Origin of the sequence: Micromonospora halophytica, assembly GCF_900090245.1 — a bacterium.
In the GTDB taxonomy this organism is placed as follows: Bacteria; Actinomycetota; Actinomycetes; order Mycobacteriales; family Micromonosporaceae; genus Micromonospora; species Micromonospora halophytica.
This window is the reverse complement of the sequence record NZ_FMDN01000009.1, coordinates 71,971-88,521: the sequence shown is the minus strand read 5'-3', so window position 1 is coordinate 88,521 and position 16,551 is coordinate 71,971. Positions and strand designations below refer to the sequence as shown.

At 75.1% G+C, this 16,551-nt stretch carries 14 protein-coding genes and 1 pseudogene; 5 read left to right on the top strand and 10 right to left on the bottom strand.

Annotated features, from left to right (window positions below; translation table 11 throughout):
- Positions 1-190: 190 nt before the first annotated feature.
- The 3 genes from GA0070560_RS14725 to GA0070560_RS14715 all read left to right on the top strand — a co-directional run bounded on the left by GA0070560_RS14725 (position 191) and on the right by GA0070560_RS14715 (position 3,081).
- On the top strand, positions 191-1,219 hold the full coding sequence (locus tag GA0070560_RS14725) for a LacI family DNA-binding transcriptional regulator (RefSeq protein WP_245675524.1): 1,029 nt from the start codon (positions 191-193) through the stop codon (positions 1,217-1,219).
- A 99-nt stretch (positions 1,220-1,318) separates the two neighbouring features.
- Complete coding sequence (locus GA0070560_RS14720; RefSeq protein ID WP_091296730.1) at positions 1,319-1,795, top strand: macro domain-containing protein; 477 nt, start codon at positions 1,319-1,321, stop codon at positions 1,793-1,795.
- 575 nt (positions 1,796-2,370) lie between these two features.
- Positions 2,371-3,081 (top strand): GAF and ANTAR domain-containing protein, encoded by a 711-nt coding sequence (locus GA0070560_RS14715; protein WP_091296727.1) that lies wholly within the window; start codon positions 2,371-2,373, stop codon positions 3,079-3,081.
- Positions 3,082-3,089: 8 nt separating this feature from the next.
- Here the strand turns inward: GA0070560_RS14715 and GA0070560_RS14710 are convergent, their stop codons facing one another.
- Entirely contained in the window at positions 3,090-3,827 is a 738-nt protein-coding gene (locus GA0070560_RS14710; protein ID WP_091296723.1) for a GAF and ANTAR domain-containing protein, read from the bottom strand.
- 293 nt (positions 3,828-4,120) lie between these two features.
- Between GA0070560_RS14710 and GA0070560_RS14705 the strand changes: the two genes are divergently transcribed.
- Positions 4,121-4,753, top strand: coding sequence for an SGNH/GDSL hydrolase family protein (locus GA0070560_RS14705; protein WP_211565849.1), 633 nt, complete (start codon positions 4,121-4,123; stop codon positions 4,751-4,753).
- A gap of 89 nt (positions 4,754-4,842) precedes the next feature.
- Here GA0070560_RS14705 and GA0070560_RS14700 read toward each other — a convergent pair whose 3' ends face one another.
- The 8 genes and pseudogenes from GA0070560_RS14700 to GA0070560_RS14665 form a co-directional block, all read right to left on the bottom strand.
- A complete protein-coding gene (locus tag GA0070560_RS14700) occupies positions 4,843-5,529 on the bottom strand; it encodes a hypothetical protein (RefSeq protein WP_091296720.1) in 687 nt (228 codons plus the stop codon).
- A 220-nt stretch (positions 5,530-5,749) separates the two neighbouring features.
- Positions 5,750-6,952 carry a hypothetical protein gene (locus GA0070560_RS14695; RefSeq protein WP_139131497.1) on the bottom strand — a complete coding sequence of 401 codons (1,203 nt, stop codon included), beginning with the start codon at positions 6,950-6,952 and terminating at the stop codon, positions 5,750-5,752.
- Between the two features lie 219 nt (positions 6,953-7,171).
- Complete coding sequence (locus GA0070560_RS14690) at positions 7,172-7,654, bottom strand: Rieske (2Fe-2S) protein (RefSeq protein WP_091296713.1); 483 nt, start codon at positions 7,652-7,654, stop codon at positions 7,172-7,174.
- Between the two features lie 16 nt (positions 7,655-7,670).
- The gene (locus GA0070560_RS14685; protein WP_342670424.1) at positions 7,671-8,324 is read right to left on the bottom strand and encodes a DUF6529 family protein; all 654 of its coding nucleotides are present in this window, start codon (positions 8,322-8,324) and stop codon (positions 7,671-7,673) included.
- Complete coding sequence (locus GA0070560_RS14680) at positions 8,324-9,061, bottom strand: hypothetical protein (RefSeq protein WP_091296710.1); 738 nt, start codon at positions 9,059-9,061, stop codon at positions 8,324-8,326. Before GA0070560_RS14680 ends, GA0070560_RS14685 begins: the two co-directional genes overlap by 1 nt.
- An 87-nt stretch (positions 9,062-9,148) precedes the next feature.
- Positions 9,149-10,165, bottom strand: a complete 1,017-nt coding sequence (locus GA0070560_RS14675) for a LacI family DNA-binding transcriptional regulator (RefSeq protein ID WP_091296707.1) — start codon at positions 10,163-10,165, stop codon at positions 9,149-9,151.
- A 215-nt stretch (positions 10,166-10,380) separates the two neighbouring features.
- Positions 10,381-12,015, bottom strand: a pseudogene (locus GA0070560_RS14670) (copper resistance CopC/CopD family protein).
- A 32-nt stretch (positions 12,016-12,047) separates the two neighbouring features.
- Positions 12,048-13,274, bottom strand: a complete 1,227-nt coding sequence (locus tag GA0070560_RS14665; protein ID WP_139131496.1) for a PucR family transcriptional regulator — start codon at positions 13,272-13,274, stop codon at positions 12,048-12,050.
- Between the two features lie 93 nt (positions 13,275-13,367).
- On the opposite strand from GA0070560_RS14665, the gene GA0070560_RS14660 reads away from it, so the two are divergent.
- Complete coding sequence (locus GA0070560_RS14660; RefSeq protein ID WP_091296702.1) at positions 13,368-15,026, top strand: FAD-binding dehydrogenase; 1,659 nt, start codon at positions 13,368-13,370, stop codon at positions 15,024-15,026.
- Between the two features lie 72 nt (positions 15,027-15,098).
- Here GA0070560_RS14660 and GA0070560_RS14655 read toward each other — a convergent pair whose 3' ends face one another.
- Complete coding sequence (locus GA0070560_RS14655) at positions 15,099-16,547, bottom strand: cellulase family glycosylhydrolase (RefSeq protein WP_091296699.1); 1,449 nt, start codon at positions 16,545-16,547, stop codon at positions 15,099-15,101.
- Between the last annotated feature and the right edge of the window lie 4 nt (positions 16,548-16,551).

The following is a 16,551-nucleotide window of genomic DNA, read 5'->3' as shown; positions in this document are numbered from 1 at the left end:
CGGGTCCCCACGGTGCCGGCGGGTCCCCCACGGTGCCGGCGGGTCCCCCACGGTGCCGGCGGGTCCCCCACGGTGCCGGCGGGTCCCCCACGGTGCCGGCGGGTCGGCTCGGCCGACGCCACCGGCGTGGCGTGCCGCACCGGACACGGCCATGGTCACGGGGGCCGACGATGAGCACGAGGGGGTCGCCATGGGCCGGCAGCCGGCCGCGCGGGCCGCGGTGATGAGCGACGTCGCGCGGCTCGCCGGTGTCTCGCACCAGACCGTGTCACGGGTGCTCAACAACCATCCGAGCGTCCGACAGGAGACCCGCGAGCGGGTGCTGCGCGCCGTGCACCAGCTCAACTACCGTCCCAACGCCCTGGCCCGCGGGTTGGCCGGACGGCGGTCCCGGGTCATCGGCGTGGTCAGCTTCGACACCATCCTCTACGGCCCGGCAGCCACCCTGCTGGGGGTCGAGCGGGCCGCCCGGGCGGCCGGCTACGGCATCAGCATCGTCGCGCTGGAGCAGCTCGACCGGGCCGGCATGACCTCGGCCATCGACGCGCTCACCGAGCAGTCGGTGGCCGGGGTGGTCATCATCGCGCCGATGATGACGGCGGCGGTCGCCGTGCACGGGCTGCCCACCGGGGTGCCCGCCGTGGTGGTCGAGTCCGGCGGGGGAGCGGGCGTGCTGCCCAGCATCTCCGTCGACCAGGTGACCGGAGCCCGGCGGGCCGTGGAGCACCTGCTGGCCCTGCGGCACGAGACGGTGTGGCACGTCGCCGGTCCACGGGACTGGCTGGAGGCCCGTGACCGCGTCGACGGCTGGCGACAGGCCCTCGAGGCGGCCGGCCGGCCCGCGCCGCCGGCCCTCGTCGGCGACTGGAGTCCCCGCTCCGGCTACGAGATCGGACTGTCCCTGGTGGACCGGCCCGACGTCACCGCCGTCTTCTGCGCCAACGACCACCAGGCGCTCGGCCTGCTGAGCGCGCTGCACCAGCGCGGCAGGCGGGTGCCGGACGACGTCAGCGTGGTCGGATTCGACGACATCCCGGAGGCCGGGTACCTGTCCCCGCCGTTGACCACCATCCGGCAGGACTTCGACGAGGTGGGCCGCCGGTGCGTCGCGACCCTGCTGGAACTGCTCGACGCCGACGGCCCGAGCCCCAGCGTCGCGCCGCCGCAGGTGCCGCCGACGCTCGTGGTCCGGGCGAGCAGCGGCACACGCAGGGGCTGATCCGGTCCGTCCCGACTGCTCCGGCCCGCCCCGACGCTGTCCTGGTCGCGGCCGGAAATTCGGTGTCGCAGCGTCGTACCCCACCGGCAGGATGCCGACGTGACACCACTGACCGTCATCCGCGGTGACGCGACCAGCCCCCAGGCCAAGGGGCCCAAGGTGCTCGCGCACCTCTGCAACGACGTGGGCGGCTGGGGGAAGGGCTTCGTGCTGGCGATCTCCCGCCGCTGGCCCGAGCCGGAACGCGACTACCGCGACTGGCACCGGCGTCGGGCGGGCAACGACTTCGGGCTCGGCGCGGTCCGCCTGGTCCGGGTCGGCGGGGACACCTGGGTCGCGAACATGGTCGGGCAACGGGGAACCAGAACGGGCAGCAACGGCCCACCGATCCGCTACGACGCCGTGGAGCGCTGCCTGACCACCCTCGCCGAGCAGGCGTGGAAACTGGGCGCGTCGGTGCACATGCCGCGCATCGGCTGCGGGCTCGCCGGCGGCACCTGGAGCCGGATCGAACCGATCATCACCCGTACGCTCTGCGCCCGCGACATCGCCGTCACGGTGTACGACCAGGGCTGACGGCCACGAACGGCGGTCCGTGCCGCCGAGCGGGCGGGACGGAGCCGGGCGACCGGAGCGTCTCCGCCCGCCCGGCGTCGTCCACGTCGAGCATGAGGCCGGCCCCGGTGAGCCGGAGCAGGCGGGTGAGGCAGGACCACCGTGGTCGCGGCCCCGCGGCCCCAGCTCAGGGACATGACGGGTGCGGCGCCTCGGCCCTCGCAGTACGACGGGCTGCTGCTCGACATCACGCCTGCGGGATCGCCGGACCTGGTGCACCGTCCCCGGTGCCGGTCTGGGCGCGTGTCCCGACCCGCGGCCGACGGTACCCGCACCCGATCCTCCTCACACATCCGCGCGCACGTCCCACCCGGTTCCGTCACCCCGCCCCCGCCCACCGGAACGAGCCGCCACACGCCCGACGGGTAGGGTTCGAGGTGCCGCGCCGCCTCGGCGAGAGGCCGCGCGGGGGCCGGTGTCCGACCCGCCAGGGGACGGCCGCCGCCGCCGGACCGCCGATGGCCCGGCGTGCCCGACGCCCGCCGCGTGTCCCTCCACCCTCCCGGAGGGACGCCCCGTCGTGAGGGGGCCGACCCATGGCGCAGACCCCGATCAACCCGCAGGACGCCCTTGCCGAACTCGGGCGGATCCGGCTCGACCGGGTCGGCGTCGACGACGTGCTGCGCTCCGTGGCCGACCTGGCCCGACGCAGCGTCCCGGGCGCGGCCGAGGTCTCGGTGACGCTTCTGCGGGGCGACACCCCGCACAGCGTGGCCTACACCGGCGACCTCGCGCTCTCCCTTGACGAGTGGCAGTACCGGCAGGGCCGGGGACCCTGCCTGGACGCCTCGGTCACCGGTGACGCGCTCTCCGTGCCCGACACCACGGCCGAGGACCGCTGGCCGGCCTGGGCCACCCGGGCCCGGCAGGTCGGCGTCGGCAGTTCGCTCTCGATCGGTCTACCCATCCAGGAGGCGGTCGTGGGCACCCTCAACGTCTACGGGAGCGCCCCGCGCGCCTTCGACCCGGAGGCGATGGAGCTGGCGAAGACCTTCGCCGCGTACGCGGCCGTGGCCCTGGCCAACGCCCACTCCTACGAGAACGCGACCACCCTGGCCGAGCAGATGCGCGCCGCGATGGAGAGCCGCGCGGTCATCGAGCAGGCCAAGGGAATCATCATGGGCGACCGGCGCTGCACCGCCGAGGAGGCGTTCGGCATCCTGGTGAAGCTCTCCCAGGACACCAACCGCAAGCTGCGTGACGTCGCCGAACTGCTCGTGGCGCGGGCCTCCGGCGACGCCGGTTGAGCCGGCCGTCAACCGTCCCGGCGGGCCCCTTGGCGCGGTGCCACCGCAGCCGTCGTGACCTGACGCACCAGCGCCTCCGCCACCTCCCGGACCTTGCGGTTGGAGTTCTGCGAGATCGTGGCCAGGATCCGGAACGCCTCGTCGGCCGTGCAGCGGCGTTGGCCCATGATGATTCCCTTGGCCTGCTCGATGACCGCGCGGCTGTGCATCGCCGCCTGCATCTGCTCGGCCAGGGTCGCGGCGTTCTCGTACAGGTGGGCGTTGGCCAGGGCCACGGCGGCGTGGTCGGCGAAGGTCTGCGCGGCCTCGGTCACCTCGTCGAACGCGCCCGGTTGCGCGCCGTAGACGTTGAGCGCCCCGACCACCGCCTCCTGGATGGGCAGGCCGATCGACATGGAACTGCCCGCGCCGGCCGCGTGCGCCAGCCGGGCCCACTCCGGCCAGCGGCTCTCCGCCGCCATGTCCGTCACGACCAGCACCGTGCCGGTGGTCGCCGCATCCAGGCAGGGTCCCCGGCCCTGCTCGTACTGCCACTGGTCCAGCCGTAGCGCCAGTTCCCCGGTGTGCGCCGCGGTGTGCGCCGCGCTGCCGTGCACCAGGGTCACCGACACCTCGGTGGCCCCCGGGATGCTGCCCCGGGTGAGTGCGACGATCCGGTCGAGGACGGCGTCGAGAGGCGTCTCGTCGTGGCGGATGGTGCCCAGCTGGATGAACGCCTCGGTGAGATCCAGGGGTGACTGCGGCATGGCGTCTGACGTCCTTGCGAACCGGCGCAATCGTTCCGGCGGGGCCGGGGCAGCGCGTGACGGATTCGGCCCGCACCGGCGACCGCGGAGGGCGGCCGCGAGGACGGACCGGGGACCAGCGCCGCTGCTTGACGCTCGCTCGCGACGCCCGTGGGCGTCGGCTACAGCGTCCCACTCTAACGTTCCCGCCCGGATGCGGTGACTGCGGCACCGCTCGCGCGCCGCACCGACGGTGGCGGCGTCGCGTCGCTGCGGTGATGATGATCGGGACGACGGCCGGAGGAGGCGACGGGGTGACGGTTCGGGTGCCGCGCGGTGGGCGCGTGCTCTTCATCGGCGACAGCATCACCGACGCCGGCCGGGATCGTGCCGACGGCGCCGACCTCGGCCAGGGGTACGCGATGATGGCCGCGGCCTGGTTCACCGCCCGGCATCCCGGGCACCGCGCCACCTTTCTCAACCGGGGGATCGGCGGCGACCGGGTGCGTGATCTGCGGGCCCGCTGGGACGCCGACTGTCTCTCCCTCGCCCCGCAGGTGGTGTCGGTGCTGATCGGCATCAACGACACCTGGCGGCGGTACGACCACGACGACCCGACCGGCGTCGAGGAGTTCGCCCGCGACTACCGTCACCTGCTGACGACGGCACGGGAACGGCTCGACGCGGCACTGGTGCTCGCGGAGCCGTTCCTCATCCCACGCGACGACGGGCAGCGGGCCTGGCGGGAGGACCTCGACCCGAAGGTCGAGGTGGTACGCCGGCTCGCCGCCGAGTTCGACGCGTCCCTGGTGGCGGTGGACGCGGCCTTCGCCGCCGCCGACACCGACGACCGGGTCTGGACCAGCGACGGCGTGCACCTGACCCCGTCCGGGCACGCGATGCTCGCCCGGCACTGGCTGCGTGTGGTCGTGCCCGCGACCGACTGACAGCGCGGCGTGCCGAGATCATCCGCGTCGTAGAGGCGGACGGGCCCGGTCCGGCGACCCGGCCCCGGTGGCCGGGTCGCCGGACGGGGTCACCGCGGCACCGGCCCGGTCAGCCGGTCGTTCCTCGCCCGCCGGGCCGGTCGGGTGGACGACCAGTGCCCGGCCCCGGTGTTGCGCCGCCCGGACGGAAACGGCGACAGTCGCCAGGTGGGGTGCACCAGCAGGCCGTTGCCGAGCGGGAACTCGCCCCGCTCCTGGTAGCCGTGCCGCAGGTGCAGGTCACGATGCGCGCCGGTCCAGGTCTCCGCGTAGGTCGGCAGGCCGAGGGTGTCCATCCACCGCTGGCTGCCGGCGAGGATCGCCTCCGCCCGGTCGGCGCGCCCGGGGCCGGACGGCACCGCCAGGAACGCGAGATGGTTGTGCGGCTGGACCGGACGATGCGTGGCCAGGGCGCGGTCGAGCAGGAGGAACCGGTCGACCTGCCCCTCGCAGGCGTCGGCGAGGCGCTGCTCGTACCGGACCGGCGCCGGGATCGGCCGGTAGTGGTGGAACCACACGGTGGCGGCGGTGCCGCCGGCGAGCAGGAACGCGTCGCCGAACAGCAGTGCGTGTTCCACCCAGAGGCGGGCCACGTCGGCCAGGACGTCGCGTCTGCGCCGCTCGTCGGGGACGAGCCAGGCGGCGACCACGGTGGAGGTGACGGTGGCGGTGACGAGTTCGACGATCAGGTCGACGTCGCGCCAGCGGGCGCGGATGACAGTTGGGGACGAAGTCACGGAAAGCTCCCTGGTCGGCGGGATGTGCTCATGGCGGGTGGCCGGTACGCCGGGTGACGTCCACCGGCGCGACGGCGACCGGGCGGGACGACGGCGTGGCGGCGGGTGCGGCGTGGCCGGCGGGACGATGCCTGGTCAGGGTCGGCCGGGCGGCGTTGACGTGCCTACCGGGCGACGCCGCCCGTGGGGCGGCCCTGCGGTCGGTGCCGGCGGAACCTGCTCAGGCGGGTCTGCTACCGGGGCGCGGTGAGCGGGAGGGCATGGCGTCCGGGCTGGTCGGACGGCAGCGTAGGCACCCTGTCGTGGGCGGCACCCAGGCCGCCAGCCCGGTGTCGGCCTCGCCGAGCTGGAGGCCGCCGGACGTGCCGGTGTGGCTCGGCGCGCCGGCCGGGGCCGGGTGGGCCGGACGGTACCGGTCCGGGGCCGGGCTGCGCAGGGCGGGTCGGGCGGCGTCGGAAGACCGGGTCGCCGCCGTGCGCCCGTACGGGTGAGTGTGCGCGACGCTGCTCGCCCCGGCCGTCGCCGTCTCGGACGGCCCGCTGCCCGCCGACGGTGCGGTGAGCGCGGTCGGTGCGGTGGGCTCGTCCGCCGGCGGGGCGGCCACCGGTGGCTCCCGGCCGGCGGACGAGCCCACCGGAGCCACCGGCCGCAGCAGCGGATCGAACGGCTTCAGCACGGGGTTCAGGAAGCCCCGTAGCGGTCTCGCCCCGCGGTTCACCGGGACGAGCACCGGTGCCAGCACACCGGAGACCGGCGTGATCACCGGCTGGAGAACTCCTGCCACCGGCCCGATCAGCCGGTCCCGCAGCGGCCCGGTCCCGGGTTCGAGGACATGTGCCGCGGGCGTGACGACCCGGTCGTGCAGTGGGCCGGCGACGGGTTCGAGGGTGTGTGCCGCGGGTGCGCTCAGCCGGTCGCGCAGGCGTGCGGTGGCCGGCGAGGGCACCGCCTGCGATGCCGGCGAGAGCCGTGCCCCGGCTTTCCGGTCCGTGCTTCGTGGCACGGCTCGTTCCGTCGGGGAGGCGGCCCCGCGCCGTTGCCCGGCGGCGTCGCCGGACGCCGGTCGGTGCCGGCGGACCGGTCCCGCGTCGGCCTGCTGTCGGGACGGTGTCGTGGTGTGCCGCTTGTCGGAGCCGCCGCCGGATCCTCCGGGCAGGGTCGGGGCGGCCGTGCCGGGTGACGTCGACGGGCCGCCGGGACGCCGCGCTGGCGGTGGGTCGGCGACGACGGGGGAGAGGGAGGAGCGGAGCAGGCCGGTCACGCCCTCGACGGGTCCCTCCACGAGGGTGGCCGGTGGGGAGTCGGCGGCGTACGCCGCGCCGGAGGTGGCCGTGTCGTAGCCGATCCACGCGCCGGCGACGGCACCGAGCAGCAGCCCGAGGCGCACCACGCCCCGCGCGAACCGCCCACTGCGTCGACCCATCGGTGCCGCCCCTCCCGACCTCGGTGCCCCCCGAGGTGCGACAGGAGAACTCTACCGAACGCGGCCGTTCGGTGACGTACCGCGCACGGGCGCGTCGCGGATCGTCCGGCGGGGATCGCCTCGGTCGGCCGCCGGCGGCCACGGGTCGTCCGGCCGCCGGCATCACCGTCACCTCCACCGGGGGCGGCGGTTGCGGGCAGCCGGACGGGTACCTGCCGGTTATGCCAGCCGGACGCTGTCGCCCTCGACGGTGACGCCCGCCGCGGGCAGCGGCTGCCGGGCCGGGCCACCCTTAACCGCGCCGTCGGCGATGTCGAAGGCGCTGTTGTGGCAGCGGCAGACGATGGCCCGCTCCCTGACCTCGCTGACCGTGCAGCCGGCGTGGGTGCACTTCGCGGAGAACGCCTTGATGGTGCCGGCCTCCGGCTGGGTCACCACGACGCCCTCGGCGGCGAAGACCCTCCCGCCGCCGATCGGGATGTCGGCGACCGTGGCCAGGGCGGCGGCCGCCCCGCCCGCCGGGGCCGCCGCCCGGCCGGACGCGGTGGGCGGGCCCCCCGCAGCGGGCGCGGCCGGGGCCGGCGGTGCGGCGGCCTCGCCGTAGGTCTGGCAGCCGGTCAGCAGCACACCGGCTCCCGCGGCGCCCGCGCAGGCTAGCGCCGCCCGCCGCGACGGGCGGTGCCGCTCGTCGACGTCACTCATCGGCGGACGTCTCCTCTCACGTGCCCACCCTGAAGGTGGTGAAGTACCACAGCGACGACGTCAGCCAGACACCCATCAGGACGGTGAAGACCACGCCGCCGACCACCGGCAGCACCCAGCCGGCCAGGCCCGGCCTGGGCAGGGCGAGCATCTTGGTGCTGAACGCGCCGAAGAAGAGGCAGCCGAGCAGCGAGTGGGTCAGCGTGCGCAGGTCGTGGTCGGCGAAGCCGAGCGCGTACAGGCAGTGCACCGCCACCGGCACGGTCAGCAGGAAGGCGATCCGGCCCGACCAGCGGTGCACGGTCCCCGCCCAGGACGGCGAGAAGTCGCCGAGGCGGCCCCACATGGCCAGCGCGGAGAGCAACTGGACCACGGCGAAGGCGGCGGCGCCGCTGCCCAGCCACACCTTCACCGCCTGCGGGCTGGAGAAGCCCGCGACGTTGACCGCGATCCCGGTCGGCGTGTGCATCCGGCCGTAGACGCCCATGGCGACCGCGACGGCGGCATCGACCAGCAACGGCACGACCAGCGGCGCCCGTGGCGCGGCCACCGGCAGGGGCGCGATCGGAACGGACGACGCCGGGCGCGACGGCGGCCCGGGCAGCACCTGCACGGCCACCGTCTCGTCGCCCTGACGGGTGTCCCCGATGGTCCTGCGACGACCGGCCATCACACACCGGCGCCCGGATCCGTCGCCACCGGCTCGGCCCGCACGGTCACGCCGTCCACGATGGTGGTGCCGAACGCGGGGTCCAGCGGCGGGGCCGACACGGGCTCGCCGTCGCGGGTGACCACGCCGATCTGGCTGCCGTCGGGCAGCAGGATCCAGCCGCCGTCCACTCCGTCCCGGCGCTGCTGGGCGGTGGCCCGGTACAGCACCGGCGCCGGCGTGGCGGTGGCCTTGGCGGTGAACGCCCACCGTCTGCCGTCGGCGACCAACTCGCCGGTGGCCCGGCCGTCGCCGAAGGTGCCGGTCAGCTTCGTGTCCTTCTTGCCGGTCAGGTCGAGCCGGCCGTCGGCTGCGGCGCCCCGCAGCCAGATCTCCAGCCGCTCGCCGTCGCAGACGTAGGCCACCGCCTCGCCGTCGCGGGCGGTGATCGCGATGGTGGCGCCGCCGTCGAGCCGGCCGGTCCAGTTCCCGGTGGCCTTCCTCCGCTCGGCTTCCGCCGCGGGCGGCGCCGGTGGCGGGCCGGTCGGCGTCCCGGGGCTGCCCCGCTGTTCGGAGGGCTGCGCGGGCGCGGACTGCCCACCGGGCGGGGCCGGTGGCGCCGGCACGGCGGACGCCTCGGCCGAGGCGGCGGGCGTCGGATCGGCCCCACGCGGCGCAGCCTGGGCGCTCATCGTGAACAGCACGGCGGCCATCCCGGCCCCGGTCAACAGGGTCAGCAACGGGGTGATGCGCTTCATCAGCAGCTCCCTTCATCCGGTCGTACGGTGACGGAGCCCCAGTCGTTCAATGTCGCGCAACATCCGTCGGCCGCGGGCGGGCCGGCGTCACCCCACCGGGCGGGTGCTGTGCCGGACGACCAGCGGGGTGGCCAGCTCGATCCGGCGACTGTCGAGCTCCTCGCCGTTCATCAGGGCGAGCAGCATCCGGGTGGCCATCGCGGCCATCTCGGTCAGCGGCTGCCGGACGGTGGTCAACGGCGGGATGGCCCAGCGGGCGCCGTCGACGTCGTCGAAGCCGACGACGCTCATGTCGTCGGGCACCCGGGCGCCGCGTTCGTAGAGGGCCTCGTACGCCCCCCAGGCGGTCTCGTCGGAGCAGGCGAAGATCGCGGTGGGGGGCCGGGACAGGTCGAGCAGGGCGTTGGTCTCCCGGTAGCCGGAGGGCGAGGTGAAGTCCCCGGCGCGCACGTACCCGGCGGGAATGCGCTGCCCGGCGGCGTTCATCGCGGCCCGGTAGCCGTCCACCCGGGCCCGGCTGCACGGCACGTCGGGCGGGCCGCCGATGACCGCGATCCGGCGGTGCCCGAGGCCGAGCAGGTGCTCGGTGGCGGCGAGACCGCCGGACCAGTTGGTGGCGCCGACGGACGGGATGTCGGGGGTCGGCTGCCCGGCCGGGTCGATGACGACCACCGGTATGCCGAGTTCGGCGAGCTGGTCGTGCTGGCTGGCCGACAGGTCCGACAGGACCAGCAGCACCCCGTCGCAGCGGCGGGCGGAGAGCTGCTCGATCCAGCGCCGGTCGGGGCGGCTGCGGTGTCGGCCGTGGGCGGCCGAGACGACCACGCCGAAGCCGGCGCGGTGGGCGTGCTCCTCGACCCCGTCGATGATCTGCATGGCCCACGGGCTGCCCAGGTCGCGCAGCACCAGGTCGATGAGGCCGGCCCCGCCGGTGGTGCGACCGGCGGTGCGGCCGGTGTAGCCGCGCTCGTCGAGCAGCGCCTGCACCCGTTGCCGGGTGGTGGCCGCCACGTCGGGCCGGCCGTTGAGGACCTTGGAGACGGTGGGCACCGACACGCCGGCGTCGCGGGCGATCTGCGCCAGCGTTGCGCGTTGGTTGTCCATGAACTCACTCCCGATGGATCGCCCGGTCAGGCCGGCAGCATACCCCGAAAGTTTCGACACTCGCGGACGACCTGGCCGTCGGCCGGCGCGGCGCTGGACTCGCGCCTTCGCCGCTGCTCAGGAGTACCCCGATGTGACCCGCAGCCGAAAATCTGACAGAAACTTTCGAGCGTCGTCGGGAACGCCGGCGCGACCCGTGCGCGTACGGACCCGGCTCAGCGCACCGGCACCGTGGCGGTGACCGTGGCCTGGTCGATCTCGCTGGTGCGGACCGTGAACCGGATTCGCCACTCACCGGCGACCGGGAACCGGACCTCCGCGCTGCCGTGGTTCGGCTCCGGTGTCTCGACCGGCACGCTGACCGGCTCGATCCCGGCCTCCGGCAGGGCCAGGCTCACCGTCCACTCGGCGACCGGCAGCGCTTCACCCCGGGACGTGTAGACGTAGGCGTGCAGCGAGTTCGGCGCGCCGAGCTTCACCGGGTAGACGTCGAACTGGAGCGTGTACAGGCCGGTGGTCAGGGTCTGGGCGACACCCTCGCGTGCCGCCCGGGCGGCCTCGGTGCCGGCGGTACGCCCCGGCGGGGTCTGCACCAGCGCGGCGGTCAGCGCCAGCACCACGGCGGTGGCGACGAGTTCGACCCCGGCCGCCCGGGCGACCACCCCCGGGCGGGCCGCCGCCGTACCGCGCCGGACCAGGCAGCGCTGCCCGGCGGCGACGGCGAGTACGACGGCGAGCAGCGCCGCCTTGCCGAGCAGCAGCCGCCCGTAGCCGGTGTCGACCAGCGTGCCGGGCCGACCCAGTTCGATCGTCGCCTGCCCGACCCCGGTGGCGACCAGCCAGCCGACCGCGATCGTGGCCCACCGGGACCAGACCGGCAGGATCCGCGCCAGCACCCGCTCGTGGGCGCCGCGCAGGAGGAATGCCACCAGGGTGAGCAGGCCGCCCAGCCAGACGCTCACCGCGGCGAGGTGGACGACGGCGACGGCGACGCTCACCGGCGGCAGCGGCGAGGCGACGGGATGCCCGGCCAGCGGCCAGGTGGCCAGCCCGGCCACCCCGACGCCCGCCAGCGACGCCCGCCGCCACCGCCCGGCCCGCCCGGCCACGACCGCCGGCAGCAGCGTGGCGGCGGCCCCGGTGACCGCCACCCGGACGGCGAGCACCACGCCGACGTCGCTGTCGCCGACCGCCGCCAGGTCCTCGCCGGTGAGGTCGCCGACCGGCACCCCCACCGTGTCCGCCGCCTGCCCGACCCAGGTGACGGCGGTCGCCGCGACCACCAGGGCGAGTCCGGCGTACGCGGTGACGGCCGCGCCCCGGCGCGACCGCCGGCGCGGTCACAGCGTGGCGGTGAGCAGGGTCGGGCCGACGACCAGCACCAGTCCCAGGTAACCGGCGTACTTCGCGACGGGCACCAGGATGCCGGCCGGTTGCGGGTCGGCCTCGTCGTCGGCCTGCGGCGGGCTCAGCGAGGGCGCTCCGGCGGAGTAGGTGAAGCTGCCTGCCACCGGGTGGCTGTCGGCGGAGATCACCCGGTAGCTCACCAGGTACGTCCCGAGTGGTCGCTCCGGCACCCGGACCGAGATCCGCATCGTCGCCCCCCGCACCGACGGCTCACCGGTGTGCACCCGCCGGCCGTCCGGGCCGAGAACCTGCACCCGGTCCGGGACGGGGGAGACCGGCTCGCTGAAGGTGACCACCACCTCCGACGGTGGGGACCCGAGCACCGCGTCGCGCACCGGGGCGGTGGCGACCAGCACGGCGTGGGCGGACGCCGGGGCCGCCGGGAGCAGCGGGACGCAGAGCAGGGCGAGCAGCAGCCCCAGGACGGCCGATCGGGTACGCACGCACTCTGGTTCGTACCTGGCGGCCGGAAGGTTCAACGGGGCGGCGGATTCCGTCGGCCGGGCGGCTGCCGTGGCGAGTCCGCGCCGAGGTGGTGGCGCAGGGCGAGCTGGAGGGTGAGCCGGGTGTCGGGGTCGTCGAGGGCGGCCCCGAACGCCGCACGCAGCTGACGCATCCGGTAGCGGACGGTCTGCGGGTGGGTGTGCAGCTCCTCGGCCACGGCGACCACCTGCCCCTGCCGGCGCAGCCAGCTGTGCAGCGTCTCGGTGAGGGTCCGCCGGGTGGCCGGCCGCAGACCGGCCAGCGGGGCGAGCCAGGCGTCGGTGAGGTGGTCGGCGAGGCCCGGCTCCCAGGCCAGGAGCAGGGTGAGCAGGTGCTCGTCGGTGGTGACGGGCGCGTCGGCGGGGAGCCGACCCTCCTGCCGCAGGGCCAGCGCCCGCCGCGAGATCCGGTACGACAGCCGGGCCCGGCCCAGCTCGACGGTGGGACCGAGGACCGCCCGTCGGCCGGCCAGCGCCCGTCGGGCCCGGTCGAGGCGTCCGGGGGCGCCCGGGTCGGGCAGGACGACGCGTACGGCGTCGTCGACGACGGTGGCGATCGCGCCCCCACCGATCGTGCGGGCCAGGTGCTCGGCGTCGACGCCGTCGACGCTGAGCACGGCGACGGTGCGCGGCAGCACCCAGCGGGCCGCGTCGACGGCGGCGTGCAGCGCGGCGTCGCCCGGGGGCTCCGGCTGGACGAGCAGGGTGATCAGGCGGCGTCGGGTGGTGGCCCAGTCCTGCGCGGCGTCGCGCTGCTCGTCGAGGAAGCCCTCCGCCGCCGCGCCGGCCAGGGCGTCGGCGTAGCCGAACAGCGCCCCGGCGATGACGTACAGGTCCGCCGGTGCGGTGCGCGGGCTGTGCGCCACCAGGAAGGCCCAGATGTCGCGCGCGCCGAGGGTGAGCACCGTACGCAGGGCGTCGACCCGGTGGCCCTCGCGGTACTCGGTGCGCCCGAGCGCGTGGAAGACGGCGCGGGTGGCGGTCAGGTCCCGGCCGGGGTCGGCGAGCGCGTCGACGAAGGAGTCCACCGCGGTCTGCACGCCGAGGGTCAGCCCTTGGCCCTGCCCGCCGGTGAGCGAGCGGCCCTGGGCCCGCATGGCGGCCCGGACGGTGCCGAGGATCCGCTCGTGCAGCGGGTCGCGGAGGCCGCGTACGTGCTCTCCGACGGCCGGCGCCACTCCGGCGAGGCCCGGCTCGATGTCGATGAGCGCGTCGGACACCGGCACTCCTTGTCATCCGGGTGACAAAACAGGGCGGGCATCTTGCGCGCCGAAGGCGATGATATTGGCAGCGTCGTACGTACCGTCGGGGGTGTGGATACCGATGTCATCGTGATCGGCGCCGGCCTGGCGGGCCTGGTCGCCGCCGCCGAGGCCGCCGACGCCGGCCGCCGGGTGCTGCTGCTGGACCAGGAGCCGGAGCAGAACCTCGGCGGGCAGGCGCACTGGTCGTTCGGCGGGCTCTTCCTGGTCGACTCACCCGAGCAGCGGCGGATGGGCATCCGCGACTCGGTCGAGCTGGCCTGGCAGGACTGGACGGGCAGTGCCGCCTTCGACCGGCCGGAGGACCACTGGCCCCGCCGGTGGGCCGAGGCGTACGTGCAGTTCGCGGCCGGGGAGAAGCGGGCCTGGCTGCGGGGGATGGGCCACCGGCTGTTCCCGGTGGTCGGCTGGGCCGAACGGGGTGGTGCGGCGGCGCACGGGCACGGCAACACCGTGCCCCGCTTCCACATCACCTGGGGCACCGGCCCCGGCCTGGTGGAGCCGTTCGTCCGGCGGGTCCGGCAGGCCGAGGCCGAGGGGCGGGTGCGGCTGCTGTTCCGGCACCGGGTGGACGAGCTGGTCACCACCGGCGGCGTCGTCACCGGCGTGCGCGGCGCGGTCCTGGCGCCCGACGACGCCCCGCGCGGGCAGCGCACGTCGCGGACCGTGGTGGGCGACTTCGCGTACGCGGCGCAGGCCGTGATCGTCACCTCCGGCGGCATCGGCGGCGACCACGACCTCGTCCGGCGGGCCTGGCCGCAGCGGCTGGGCACCCCGCCGACCCGGATGGTCGCCGGGGTGCCGGCGTACGTCGACGGGCGGATGCTCGCCATCACCGAGGCCGCCGGCGGGCAGGTCGTCAACCCGGACCGGATGTGGCACTACACCGAAGGGTTGCGCAACTGGGATCCGGTCTGGCCCCGGCACGGCATCCGCGTCCTGCCCGGCCCCTCGGCGCTCTGGCTCGACGCCACCGGCCGGCGGCTGCCGGCGCCGCTCTTCCCCGGCTTCGACACCCTGGCGACCCTGCGGCACCTGCGCGCCACCGGGTACGACTACAGCTGGTTCCTGCTCACCCAGAAGATCATCGAGAAGGAGTTCGCGCTGTCGGGCTCCGAGCAGAACCCGGACCTGACCGGCCGCAGCGTCCGCCAGGTCCTCGGCCGGGTCCGTCCCGGCGCGCCCGGCCCGGTGGAGGCGTTCAAGCGGCACGGCGCCGACTTCGTCGTCGCCGACGGCCTGCCCGAGCTGGTCGACGGGATGAACAGGCTGGCCGCCGAGACCGACGGGCCGCAGCTCGAGGCCGCCGAGCTGCGCCGCGTCGTCGAGGCGCGGGACCGGGAACTGGCCAACCCGTTCGGCAAGGACGCCCAGCTGCACGCGATCCGGGGCGCCCGCCGGTACCGGGGTGACCGGCTCATCCGGGTCGCCACCCCGCACCGGCTGCTCGACCCGGCGGCCGGCCCGCTGATCGCCGTGCAGCTGCACGTGCTCACCCGCAAGACCCTCGGTGGGCTGCAGACCGACCTGTCCGGCCGGGTGCTGCGGGCGGACGGCGAGCCGCTGGGCGGGGTGTACGCCGCCGGCGAGGTGGCCGGGTTCGGTGGCGGCGGGATGCACGGGTACAACGCCCTGGAGGGCACCTTCCTCGGCGGCTGCCTCTTCTCCGGTCGTACCGCCGGCCGGGCCGCAGCCGCCGCCGTCGGCTGAGCGCGCCGGCCGGAACAGCGCGGCGCCCCGTCCCGGGGTGGGACGGGGCGCCGCTGTGGTGGTGGGACGGGGTCAGCTGGTGGGGAAGTCGTCCGGGGTGCGGATCCGGTTGCGCATGAAGTTGCCGGACTCGGTGAGCACGGCGGTGCCGGCGTACGTGCTGCCGTTGCAGGTGCCCGGCTTGAAGGCGGCGCTGCCCTCGGCCTTGTCGGAGTACGTCCAGTTCGCGTAGCTGATCTTCAGCCGGTCCATCAGGTCAACCCAGGCGGTGCTGCTGGCCGTGTCGACGCCGCCGTCACCGGTGTACGACACCGTGCCGAACTCGGTGACGAACATCGGCAGCCGGGCGGCCGCCCGCTCCAGCTCGGCCCGGTAGTTGTCCTTGTGCGACGCGGCGTAGAAGTGGAACGCGTACATGACGTTGCCGGCGTTGACCGGGTTGTTGATCACCTCGGTGGCGTTGCCGCCCTCCGAGACGCCCAGCGAGGACCAGCCCCGGGTGCCGACGATGACGATGCCGTCCGGGTCGTTGGCGCGGATGACCGGGATGACCTGCTCGGCGTAGTTCTTGATGGTCTGCCAGCTGACGCCGTTGGGCTCGTTCGCGATCTCGTAGATCACGTTGTTCTTGTCGGCGTTGCGGGCGGCGACGTCGGCGAAGAAGGTCTTGGCCCGCTCCAGGTTGTACATCGGGTCACCGGGGGTCAGGGTGTGGAAGTCGATCAGCGCGTACATGCCGCGCTCGCTCGCCTCGTCCACCAGCGCGTTGACCCGGTTGGTGAAGGCCGTCGGGTTGGTCTCGTAGCCGTCCTCCTGCACGTACATCGCGATGCGCAGCAGGTCGGAGCGCCAGTCGGTGGCGAGCGCGTCCAGCGAGGCGTCGTTGTAGCACTGGGGGAACCACTGCAGGCCGTGCGTGCTCATGCCGCGTAGCTGGATCGGCCTGCCGTACTGGTTGCACAGGTTGACCCCGCAGACCCGCAGTTGTCCGTTGATCGCCACGGGGGTCTGCCCGGTGGTCGGCGGCGGCGTGGTGGGCGGCGGGGTGCTCGGCGGCGGCGTGGTGGTCGGGGGCGGGGTGGTGGGCGTGGTGCTGCCGGCGCAGACGGTGCCGTTGAGGGTGAACGACGTGGGCGAGGGGTTGCTGCCGCCGGTCCAGGTGCCGTTGAAGCCGATGGTGGTGGATCCGCCGGTGGCCAGGGATCCGTTGTAGCTCACGTTCTGCGCGGTGACGGACTGGCCGTTCTGCTGGTAGGTCGCCGACCAGCCCTGGCCCACCCGCTGGCCCGGGTCGGGGAAGGTGAAGCCGAGGGTCCACCCGTCGACGGCGTCCCCGAGGTTCCTGATGGTGATGTTCGCGGAGAAGCCGCCGGTCCAGGAGTTGGCCGTGTAGGTGACGGCGCAACCGGTCGCGGCCATGGCGTTCGTGGCCGGCAGCAGCGTCGACGCGCCGAGGGCCAGTGTGGCGGCGGCGCCGGCCGCGAGCAGGTGCCGCCGGGTCGGGCGGGGAATGTTCCTCATGGGA